This is a genomic window from Kluyvera sp. (assembly GCF_047971185.1).
Lineage (GTDB): Bacteria > Pseudomonadota > Gammaproteobacteria > Enterobacterales > Enterobacteriaceae > Kluyvera.
Genome location: NZ_JBKDZH010000097.1, coordinates 1 through 11,143 on the forward strand (window position 1 = coordinate 1; position 11,143 = coordinate 11,143).

Genomic DNA, 11,143 nt, shown 5'->3' on the forward strand with positions numbered 1-11,143 from the left:
ATCGACGAAGCCGTGGAAAAAGCCAAAAAACTTTAACGCCTTAATCGGAGGGTGATATGGCAATGACTTACCACCTGGACGTCGTCAGCGCAGAGCAACAAATGTTCTCTGGTCTGGTCGAGAAAATCCAGGTAACGGGTAGCGAAGGTGAACTGGGTATTTACCCGGGCCACGCCCCGCTGCTCACCGCCATTAAGCCTGGTATGATTCGCATCGTTAAACAGCACGGTCACGAAGAGTTTATCTATCTGTCCGGCGGCATTCTTGAAGTGCAGTCTGGAACCGTAACCGTACTGGCTGATACCGCGATTCGCGGCCAGGACCTCGACGAAGCGCGAGCTCTGGAAGCGAAACGTAAGGCCGAAGAGCACATTAAGAGCTCTCATGGTGACGTGGATTACGCTCAGGCGTCTGCGGAACTGGCCAAAGCGATCGCTAAACTGCGCGTTATCGAGTTGACCAAAAAAGCGATGTAACACCGGCTTGAAAGTCAAAAAGCCAGTCTGGTTTCCAGGCTGGCTTTTTTTATGCTTTGTTTTAATTTATCTGAAACTGAAAAGGTGTTTTAAATATTTTGTGATTTGAGTCACAAAACTGTTGATCGATAAAAACGGGAGGAGTAGACTTTGTTTTGTGAGTTGAGTCACAAAAATCATCACTACTATCGCAGGATAAAAATCATGAAACTGATCAACAAAATCATCGCCCTCTTCAGCTCTATGAACATCTCTTTCGGTACTTTCAACCTGTAAGGTTGATTACCGCACTGGCCGCTCACCTGTAGGTCAGATGCTGTTCTGTGATGCGCTGTACCGCTAACGAAAACGACAACACATGCGGTGTAAACAGAACCCAAAAATGAACAAGGTCGCCTTACGGCGACCTTTGTATTTTGACCAGCAGTACTGTCTACGCATTAATCCTTATTCAGGAAATCCCCGGTCTTAAAACTTCCATCAGCATTACGCTCCAGCGGCTGCGGCAACGTCAGCGACTGGAAATCTTCCGCGCGCAGCTCTTTACCTTCCGAATTCACGCTTTTGCCTTTTGCGATGAAGTAGTTCGTGGCATCAATGTTGCCCACCACCGCATCGTCATATTTCCCCGGCTGGCTGCGCAGCGAAATGTTATCGCTGAACACGCCCTGGGTTGAGGCATCACCATAAGGGCTAGGGCGGAAGATAAAGTTAAAGCGCTGGTTATCGACGGCGACGTTATTGACCACCACCAGCTTGCCCGGGTTGAAGTTATCGGTGAAACCATCGAGATGGTTGCCAACCGCGATACTGTTACGAATTTCGTGAGCGACCGGCTGCCCTTCACCGCCCAGCTTGAAGCCGTTGCTGGTGTTGTTACGCGCGACAGAATTCTCGATCACCACCACGCCGTTGGCGCCGTCCTCAATCTTGTTAAACAGATCGTAGCCGTCATCCACGTTGTCGTACGCATAGCAGCCTTCCAGGCGGTTACCTTCACCCACGCGCATCTTCACGGCGAAACCGTCGGCGTTGATCTTGCCCGGATCCTCGTTGCTGTAGGATTGAGAGTTCACCACGCGGTTATAGCTAGCCCACAGCGGGCGGCCGATCTTATCCACAGAGGAAATTTGAATCCCTGTATCGTCGTTGCGATAAGCCGTCACGTTCTCGATCAGGTTATGGCTGCCCTGAATACGCAGGCTCTTCGCGGTGATGTCCACGCCGCGCAGCGTCCAGTAGTTACCGTCGAGCAGCATACCGTGGATAACTGCTTTCCCGTTAGCTTCGAGCGTTTTACGGCCGTTCTCCAGCCCGCTGGCCGCAAGTGGAATATCGGTTTTCGGATAATCGCCCGCCGCCAGCACGATTTTACCGCCCGGCGGCACCAGTTCGATGGCCGTTTGCAAATCCATCGGCGCATCGGCGGTACCTTTCGCATCGGCTTTTCCGTTGGCCGCTGCGTACAGCGTGCTGGCAGTTATGCCTTTCTGCTGGCTAACGGTCAGCTGCTGTTCAACCGGCGTAAGGTCTTTACCGCTGGTGGGGGTAAAGGTTATCTGGAAGGTATTGCTCTCTTTCAGCGTTGCGGGCTGGGTGAACATCTCACCAGCTTTTACCGGTTTATTCTCCCCGATCACCACTTCATTCTGCCGTACGGTGAACTGCCCGTCGTAGTTGGCGCGTGCCTGGACGATGTAGTCTGGCGTCAGGCTCTTGCTACCGGAAGCCACTTGCATGACCACCGGCCATGATTTGGCGACGAACGGTTTGGAGGCCACCGTTTTCGCCGCTGAGGTGGTCAGAGAGGCGTCGTTGACGGTGATTCTGGCGTTACGTGACGCAAAGAAGCCAACGTAATACTGTTTTTTATTCTGCACCGAGATCATATCCGCGTGCGGTACGCGTTCGGTCACCCACTCCTCGCTATCGGCCGGCGCCCACGCGGTAATGAAACCGTCGTTGGTACGTTCGAGCTTCAGACGGAAGGTCGGTGACTGACGCAGATCGACCCCTCTTTATAGCTCACCTTTTTGATCTCTGAACCGGCGTTACCCCACGGTTGGGTGATGCCGTTACGCGCAATCGCCTGCAGCTTCACGCGATAAGCGTCTTTCTTATCCTGAGTCATAATGGCGTTCATCACCATATTTGACGCCGCCGGGAACTCTTCATAGCCTTCTTTCAGCGGTTCCTGACGCGGAATGCCGATGATGTCGCGCACCAGTAGACCAGCCCCTTCCTGCGCGGCCGGTTTAGCGCCGTTTTCCGGGCCAAACTGATCGACGGTGACCGTGGCGGAAAGCACAAAATTCTCATCGCTCGGCAACGCGGTGTAGAAGAAGGTCAGGCCGTCGTGCGAGTTGGCGATTTTGCCGCCACGGCTTTCGATAGTAATCGGTTTGCTGAGATCGGCAATCTGCTGTGGCGTCAGCGTCTTACCGTCGATGGTGACGTTGTTAACGCCTACTTTCTCCGGAAGAACGTTGGAGGAGAAGTTAACGTCGGTGGATTGCCCAAAAGCGACCGCCTTCCATTGTTGGGGCGTCTGGGCCTGCGCTGAGAGAGAAAGCGCTGCGCTACAAAGAGTAAGAGCCAGAGGTATCTTCTTGTTCATATTATCTTCCTGAATGGTTGAGCGACGTAATTATCACTAAATCAAAACGCTGTTTCTTTTTTGTTCGTCACAATAATGAGTAAATAAAACGCTGTTTTGATTTGAATTAGCCTTTATTCAGGTGGCAAAAAAACAGGATAAGCAGTGAGATAGCGCAGAATCTGGCGTCGGGTCTGATTTCTTACAAGACAAATGGATTTGATATAGACGAAAATACAGGTAGAAAATCAGGACGAAAGAGATTGTTGAACGTTTTATCAGCAAACCATTTCATGCTGCAAAATATGTAGAATTTTCAACAAGAACCCGGTTTACTTCATACTTAATCTACAGACAGGATAACTATGTCTAACCGTACCATGAGCGTTGTGATCCTTGCCGCGGGCAAAGGCACTCGCATGTATTCAGACCTTCCTAAAGTGCTGCACACCCTGGCGGGCAAGCCGATGGTGCAGCATGTTATCGATGCGGCTAACCATGTTGGCGCGGACCAGGTACATCTGGTGTACGGCCACGGCGGCGACTTACTTAAGCAGACCTTGACCGACGGTAACCTGAACTGGGTACTACAGACTGAGCAGCTGGGAACTGGCCACGCGATGCAGCAGGCTGCGCCGTTCTTTGCCGATGACGAAGATATTCTGATGCTGTACGGCGATGTGCCGTTGATCTCCGTAGAAACCCTGCAACGCCTGCGTGACGCAAAACCGCAGGGCGGCATTGGTCTGCTGACGGTGGTGCTGGACGATCCAAGCGGCTATGGCCGTATCACCCGCGAAAACGGCAAAGTGACCGGCATCGTGGAGCAAAAAGACGCGACCGATGAGCAGCGCCAGATCCGTGAGATTAATACCGGCATTCTGATTGCCAATGGCGCAGACCTGAAGCGCTGGCTGGCGAAGCTCGACAATAACAATGCGCAGGGTGAGTTCTATATCACCGATATTATCGCCATGGCGTATCAGGAAGGGCGTGAGGTTGCCGCCGTTCATCCGGCGCGTATCAGCGAAACCGACGGCGTGAATAACCGCCTCCAGCTTTCCCGCCTTGAGCGTATTTATCAGTCCGAGCAGGCCGAAAAACTGCTGCTGGCGGGCGTGATGCTGCGCGATCCGGCGCGTTTCGATCTGCGCGGCACCCTTGCGCATGGGCGAGATGTGGAAATTGATACTAACGTTATCCTTGAAGGCAACGTGGTGCTGGGTAACCGCGTCAAAATTGGCGCTGGCTGCGTGATTAAAAACAGCACCATCGGCGATGATTGCGAAATCAGCCCGTATAGCGTGGTGGAAGATGCGCACCTGGAAGCCGCGTGTACTATCGGGCCGTTCGCCCGTCTGCGTCCTGGCGCTGAGCTGCTGGAAGGCGCTCACGTCGGGAACTTCGTGGAAATGAAAAAGGCGCGTCTGGGTAAAGGCTCGAAGGCCGGTCATCTGACCTACCTCGGCGACGCGGAAATTGGCGACAACGTGAATATCGGTGCGGGGACCATTACCTGCAACTACGACGGCGCGAACAAGTTTAAAACCATCATCGGCGACGACGTGTTCGTCGGCTCCGACAGTCAGCTGGTGGCGCCGGTTACCGTGGGCAATGGGGCTACCATCGCCGCCGGGACGACGGTGACGCGCAATGTGGCGGATAACGCGCTGGTCATCAGCCGTGTACCGCAGGTGCAGAAGCAGGGCTGGCAGCGTCCGGTGAAGATTAAGAAGTAGGCCTGATAAGGCGTAGCCGCATCAGGCAACAAAGGCGAGGAGATAACATAATCTCCCGCCCACCATGCAGTACCTATAAAAATAACCCCACTCTCTACAAGGCTCGGGGCGCCCGGTATACGGGCAACAGGTTGACCGACAACGCGTAAAAAATCGGAACATAAACTTATGTGTGGAATTGTTGGCGCAGTCGCGCAACGTGATGTAGCTGAAATCCTTCTCGAAGGTCTCCGTCGTCTGGAATACCGTGGATACGACTCTGCGGGTCTGGCGGTGGTGGATGCAGAAGGTCATATGACCCGTCTGCGTCGTCTGGGAAAAGTCCAGATGCTGGCTCAGGCAGCGGAAGAACAGCCGCTATCTGGCGGTACCGGTATTGCCCACACCCGTTGGGCAACCCATGGCGAACCATCGGAAGGCAATGCGCATCCGCATGTGTCTGAACACATTGCGGTGGTGCATAACGGCATCATCGAAAACCACGAACCGCTGCGCGAAATGCTGCAAGCGCGCGGCTATGTCTTCGTTTCAGCGACCGACACCGAAGTGATTGCTCACCTGGTGCACTGGGAGATGGAACAGGGCGGAACTTTACGTGAAGCCGTACTGCGCGCCATCCCGCAGCTGCGCGGCGCTTACGGTACGGTCATCATGGACTCTCGCGATCCAAGCACGCTGCTGGCGGCACGCTCCGGTAGCCCGTTGGTGATTGGCCTGGGGATGGGCGAGAACTTTATCGCCTCCGATCAGCTGGCGCTGCTGCCGGTGACCCGCCGCTTTATCTTCCTGGAAGAGGGCGATATCGCGGAAGTTACCCGTCGTACCGTGGCCATCTTCGATAAGACCGGCGCGGAAGTGAAGCGTCAGGATATCGAATCGAACGTGCAGTACGATGCCGGCGACAAAGGCATTTACCGTCACTACATGCAGAAAGAGATCTACGAGCAGCCGAACGCAATCAAAAACACCTTAACCGGGCGCATCAGCCACGGCCAGGTGGATCTGAGCGAGCTGGGGCCAGAGGCCGATGCGCTGCTCTCTCAGGTTGAGCACATTCAGATTATCGCCTGCGGTACCTCCTACAACTCGGGGATGGTGGCGCGTTACTGGTTTGAATCGCTGGCCGGTATGCCGTGCGATGTCGAAATCGCGTCCGAATTCCGCTACCGCAAATCCGCCGTGCGCCCGAATAGCCTGGTGATCACGCTGTCGCAGTCCGGTGAGACCGCCGACACTCTGGCAGGCCTGCGCCTGACCAAAGAGCTGGGTTACCTGGGCTCGCTGGCGATTTGTAACGTTGCGGGTTCGTCGCTGGTGCGTGAATCCGATCTGGCAATTATGACCAAAGCGGGCGCGGAGATTGGTGTTGCCTCTACCAAAGCGTTTGCCACCCAACTGACCGTACTGCTGCTGCTGGTGGCGAAAATGGCCCGTCTGAAAGGTCAGGACGCTGCCGTTGAGCAGGATATCGTGCACGGCCTGCAGGCGCTGCCTAGCCGCATCGAGCAGATGCTGTCACACGACAAACGCATTGAAGCGCTGGCGGAAGACTTCTCTGACAAGCATCACGCGCTGTTCCTTGGGCGCGGCGATCAGTACCCGATTGCGCTGGAAGGGGCGCTGAAGCTCAAAGAGATCTCCTACATTCACGCGGAAGCCTACGCAGCAGGCGAGCTGAAGCATGGCCCGTTGGCGCTGATTGATGCGGATATGCCGGTTATCGTGGTGGCGCCGAACAACGAACTGTTGGAAAAGCTGAAATCCAACATTGAAGAGGTTCGCGCGCGCGGTGGAGAGCTGTACGTGTTTGCCGATCAGGATGCGGCATTTACCAACAGCGACAACATGCACATCATCGAGCTGCCGCATGTGGAAGAGGTGATTGCGCCAATCTTCTACACCGTGCCGCTACAGCTGCTGTCTTATCACGTGGCGTTGATTAAAGGCACCGATGTGGATCAGCCGCGTAACCTGGCGAAATCTGTCACCGTCGAATAATTTTTAATAAACAGAAGGCTGCTGTTTGCTCAGCAGCCTTCATCTCCTCCCTTTTTAGGTCAGGCCCTAATTGGCTGATGTGGATCGCAACCTAAATATTCCGCTGATTAACCATGTCGGCCAATGCGCTACGGCCCCGGCTCAATCCAGGTGGAGCGGAAATCAAACCACCCCAGGTTGTTCAGATGAATCCCCCTCGCCCGGTCGGGGCCTTTGAGCCGCATCCAGTGGTGAAATAGCGGTTGTAGCCAACCTGAGCTGGTGGTTTCCCTGACCAGTTGTTCCGCGCTGAGCGTTTCGGCATGCCACTGGGTTTCCCAGTGGGCCAGCAGCTCGCCATCACCGCCGCTGATGGAGTGGCGCAGTAAACGGGATCCCAGCAGCCATGTGCCGACGTTCCACTCTTCGGGAACGGGGAAATTGACCGTCCCCAGCCAGAGATCCACATTGGCGTTGCCGTTCGCCCAGTCATCATAATTAAGCTCAACGCCCTCAAGTAAAATGCCCTGCTGGCGCATGATCTCTCGCATGATATTCAGGAGCATCGGAAATTCAGGATGCTGATCGTGATAGGCCAGGCGCAGTTTTGCGCAGGGCGATGATGGACTAAAAGGGGAACAGATCTGACCCGCCTCAATAGTATGAAACCAGGAGGGTAACAGGCTGCCGCCCGGTATCCAGAAAGGACGAATCGCTTCACTCAGATGCTGGAGTAAGGCGTAAGGGCTGAGTGTTTCCCGCAGCCAGCGGCGGTGTTCGGCGGTATGCCAGTGCGAGGACCGGCTGTCGCATAATAAAAAATATCCCCCGCGTTCAAGAAACATTTCGCGCAGGTTGTCAGAAGGCTTTCCTGCTACCTGGCTGAGCCGCCCGGAAACGTAATCCTCATCGCTCAGGCTGGAGCTGAGCCAGGCAGCCGCGTCGTTATCCGTCAGTGATTCCGCCGGGTTGTCTGTTTGGGTTAAATTCGGCCAGATAAAGACCTCCACTTCATCCAGCAGTCCGCGCAGACCAAAGTAGTGGTCAAAGGCCTTCATTTGCAGATGAAAGCCATTATTTTCTATCACCTCATAAGGGCCTGTTCCTACTGGGTGCGCTGAGAAATCGGCGCGTTGTGTCGAGTCAGCCGGTAGGATCATGGCATCAATATGGCTGAGCAGTAACGGCAGCTGGTTATCAGGGTGCGCCAGCGTTATCTCAATACTCAGCGGCCCGGTGGCCTGAATCGCCTGCAAATGCGAGAACAACGGCAATCGGGCTGTGCAGGCCAGTGAAGCGGTAACATCGTCGATGGTCAGCTCGCGACCATCATGCCAGAGCACGGCGGGGCGCAGATAAAAACGCCAGCGTAGCGGATCAATTTGCCGCCAGTGGTGGGCAAGATCGGCTTCGACTTCACCTTTTTCCTCATTTATGCGCGTCAGACCGCTAAAAATCTGCCTGACCAGATGCTGCTCGGAACGGCGCAGCGGCGTGCCAGGGCACAGAGAGGGCATTGTCCGGTAATAGGGGATGCACAGCCGCTGATAGTCTTCCCGCACGCTATAACCCAGCTTTGAACGTAGTAGCTGCGCCACCTGGTGTTTATTCTTACCCAGCAGTTGAATGGCCTGATCCACATGGCCAGACTCAAGCAACTGCTCCGCTTTTTCACTTAACAGCTGTTCTGGTTTATAGCGCAGGTGAAGCTGGGCGCGATGCCCACGTCCAGCCTGTGATTGCCAGATGAGCCACTTTGCCTCCTGCATCTGAAGCAACAGGTTACGCATATGCCGTCGGGTGCAGAACAATACATCCGCCAACTCCTGTAATGTCACGCTAACAGGCTTGTCGCCATAGCGCTGGAGTAGCTTTAAGTATTTTTGTTCTGTGTGCTGGGTTGCCATAAAAGGTGAAATTTCTCAATCAAGAGTGAGCAATTTTTAATATCCCCTTTTTAGCCGATGATTTTCTCTATCGCAACTTCTATGAGGATTCATCATGACAAAGCGCATTAATAAAGATACTCAGGTCTGCATGTCTCTGGCGGCACGCCCGAGTAACTTCGGTACACGCTTTCACAACTATCTGTACGAGGCGCTGGATCTCAATTATCTCTACAAAGCTTTCTCGCCGACCGATCTTACGCAAGCCATTAGCGGCGTGCGCGGTCTGGGGATTCGCGGGTGCGCAATTTCCATGCCGTTTAAAGAAGCCTGCATTCCGCTGGTGGATGAACTGGATGCTTCAGCTCAGGCCATTCACTCAGTTAATACCATTGTGAATACCAATGGTCATCTGAAGGCTTACAACACCGATTACATTGCGATTGCTCGCTTGCTGGCGAATTACAAGGTCTCTCCCGATCTGGTTTTTGCCTTGCGTGGCAGCGGTGGAATGGCAAAGGCGGTGGCCTGCGCGCTGAAGGATGCGGGGTTTACCCGTGGTTATATTGTTGCGATTGATGAAGCGTCAGGCAAACAACTGGCCGAGCTTTATGGCTATGAATGGCGCCCGAATACCGATGGCATTCACGCCGATCTGTTGATTAACGCCACGCCGATTGGTATGGCCGGCGGCAATGATGCGGACAAACTTTCTTATAGTGAACAAGAAGTTGATAGCGCGAGCATTATCTTTGATGTGGTGGCGCTACCGCCCGTCACGCCCTTAATCCGCTACGCCCGTGAACGCGGTAAAACCGTGATTACCGGTTCCGAAGTGTTTGCGATTCAGGCCGTCGAGCAGTTTGTTCTTTATACCGGTATTCGCCCGGATGATGAGCTGTTCCAGAAAGCGGCGGCCTGGTCACGTCTGTAACATTTTTTCCTGCTTTTTCTTTAAATTAAAAGAACAGGGTACCCTACTATGACTAAAAAAATTGTTGCTGTGACGGCCTGTCCGACAGGCGTAGCCCATACCTTTATGGCTGCTGAAGCGCTGGAAATTGAAGCCCGCAAACGTGGTGACTGGATCAAGGTTGAAACCCGTGGTTCCGTTGGAGCGAAGAACACGCTGACCGCGGAAGAGATAGCGCAAGCGGATGTGGTGATTATCGCGGCGGATATTGAGCTGGATCTGTCAGGCTTTGTTGGCAAAAGACTCTATCGCACCAGTACCGGCGCTGCGCTAAAAAAGAGTGCGCAGGAAATGGATAATGCCTTCAATAGCGCCGAAGTCTATCAGGGGGTTGCGGAACGTTCCTCTTCGTCCGGGAAAACAGAGTTACCTGGGGTTTATAAGCATTTGATGACCGGCGTGTCCCATATGCTTCCTTTGGTGGTTGCGGGAGGGCTGTGTATCGCACTCTCTTTTGTCTTCGGTATCCAGGCCTTTAACGAGCCGGGCACGCTGGCGGCAGCATTATTTCAAATCGGTGGGAAAGCCGCTTTTGCACTGATGGTGCCGGTATTGGCTGGATTTATCGCCTTCTCGATTGCCGATCGTCCGGGTCTGGCTCCGGGGCTTATCGGCGGGATGCTAGCCAGTTTAAGCGGAGCCGGTTTCCTGGGCGGGATCGTGGCCGGTTTCCTGGCGGGTTACAGTACACGTCTTCTTGCTCAAAATATTAAGCTTCCGGCGTCAATGGAAGCGCTCAAACCGGTGCTAGTCTTACCTTTACTGGCGACGCTGATTACCGGCCTTGTTATGATTTACGTGGTAGGTGGCCCGGTTTCGGCAGTGATGGAAGGGCTGACGACGTTCCTGGGGAATATGACCTCTACGAACGCGATTTTGCTGGGAATGTTGCTGGGCGCAATGCAAGGTTTTGACCTTGGCGGGCCGGTGAATAAAGCAGCGTATACCTTTGGTGTTGGTTTACTGGCTTCTCACTCTTATATGCCGATGGCGGCAATTATGGCGGCAGGGATGGTGCCGGCATTAGGGATGGGCGTAGCGACCTGGGCGGCCAGAGCAAAATTCAGCGCCTCTGAGCATGAAGCGGGCAATGCATCCTTCATCCTGGGGTTGTGCTTTATTTCTGAAGGGGCGATTCCCTTCGCCGCGCGTGACCCGATGCGTGTGATCCCTTCCACGATGGTCGGTGGCGCAATCGCCGGGGGGCTGTCCATGTATTTCGGTTGTACGTTGATGGCGCCACACGGCGGCCTCTTTGTCCTGGCAATTCCGCATGCGGTGGAGAATGTGATGCAATATCTGCTCTCTATTGCCCTGGGCACTATTGCCTGTGGCCTGATGTATGCTCTGCTGAAACCATCTGCAACTGCTCAAACAGCATAATTCTTATCCCATGATTGCCGCACGCTGGTCTGATGCCTTCTTGGGCCAGCTGTTTTCTTACCATTGTCATTCAACCGTCATCAACTTTACATATAACTGTCACCTGTTTGTCC

At 54.1% G+C, this 11,143-nt stretch carries 6 protein-coding genes and 1 pseudogene; 5 read left to right on the forward strand and 2 right to left on the reverse strand.

Translation table 11 applies throughout. From position 1 onward, the window contains the following. Positions 1–56: 56 nt before the first annotated feature. Positions 57–476, forward strand: coding sequence for a F0F1 ATP synthase subunit epsilon (locus ACK5JN_RS20405; protein ID WP_064540602.1), 420 nt, complete (start codon positions 57–59; stop codon positions 474–476). A 440-nt stretch (positions 477–916) separates the two neighbouring features. Here ACK5JN_RS20405 and ACK5JN_RS20410 read toward each other — a convergent pair. Continuing rightward, positions 917–3,093, reverse strand: a pseudogene (locus tag ACK5JN_RS20410) (right-handed parallel beta-helix repeat-containing protein). 344 nt (positions 3,094–3,437) lie between these two features. On the opposite strand from ACK5JN_RS20410, the gene glmU reads away from it, so the two are divergent. Together glmU and glmS are read left to right on the forward strand one after the other, a co-directional pair. Then, a complete protein-coding gene (gene glmU / locus ACK5JN_RS20415; protein ID WP_416871827.1) occupies positions 3,438–4,811 on the forward strand; it encodes a bifunctional UDP-N-acetylglucosamine diphosphorylase/glucosamine-1-phosphate N-acetyltransferase GlmU in 1,374 nt (457 codons plus the stop codon). Positions 4,812–4,979: 168 nt separating this feature from the next. Continuing rightward, a complete protein-coding gene (gene glmS, locus ACK5JN_RS20420) occupies positions 4,980–6,809 on the forward strand; it encodes a glutamine--fructose-6-phosphate transaminase (isomerizing) (protein WP_416871828.1) in 1,830 nt (609 codons plus the stop codon). Between the two features lie 128 nt (positions 6,810–6,937). Here glmS and sgrR read toward each other — a convergent pair whose 3' ends face one another. Beyond that, positions 6,938–8,695 carry an HTH-type transcriptional regulator SgrR gene (sgrR, locus tag ACK5JN_RS20425; RefSeq protein ID WP_416871829.1) on the reverse strand — a complete coding sequence of 586 codons (1,758 nt, stop codon included), beginning with the start codon at positions 8,693–8,695 and terminating at the stop codon, positions 6,938–6,940. Between the two features lie 94 nt (positions 8,696–8,789). Between sgrR and ACK5JN_RS20430 the strand changes: the two genes are divergently transcribed. Beyond that, positions 8,790–9,608, forward strand: coding sequence for a shikimate 5-dehydrogenase (locus ACK5JN_RS20430; RefSeq protein WP_416871830.1), 819 nt, complete (start codon positions 8,790–8,792; stop codon positions 9,606–9,608). A gap of 48 nt (positions 9,609–9,656) precedes the next feature. Continuing rightward, positions 9,657–11,030 (forward strand): fructose-specific PTS transporter subunit EIIC, encoded by a 1,374-nt coding sequence (locus ACK5JN_RS20435; RefSeq protein WP_416871831.1) that lies wholly within the window; start codon positions 9,657–9,659, stop codon positions 11,028–11,030. Positions 11,031–11,143 lie beyond the last annotated feature (113 nt).

Bases quoted from the DNA above. Each gene is read 5' to 3' on its own strand.
- glmS (WP_416871828.1), top strand. From the start codon at position 4,980: ATGTGTGGAATTGTTGGCGCAGTCGCGCAACGTGATGTAGCTGAAATC.
- ACK5JN_RS20430 (WP_416871830.1), top strand. From the start codon at position 8,790: ATGACAAAGCGCATTAATAAAGATACTCAGGTCTGCATGTCTCTGGCG.
- glmU (WP_416871827.1), top strand. From the start codon at position 3,438: ATGTCTAACCGTACCATGAGCGTTGTGATCCTTGCCGCGGGCAAAGGC.
- ACK5JN_RS20405 (WP_064540602.1), top strand. From the start codon at position 57: ATGGCAATGACTTACCACCTGGACGTCGTCAGCGCAGAGCAACAAATG.
- sgrR (WP_416871829.1), bottom strand. From the start codon at position 8,695: ATGGCAACCCAGCACACAGAACAAAAATACTTAAAGCTACTCCAGCGC.
- ACK5JN_RS20435 (WP_416871831.1), top strand. From the start codon at position 9,657: ATGACTAAAAAAATTGTTGCTGTGACGGCCTGTCCGACAGGCGTAGCC.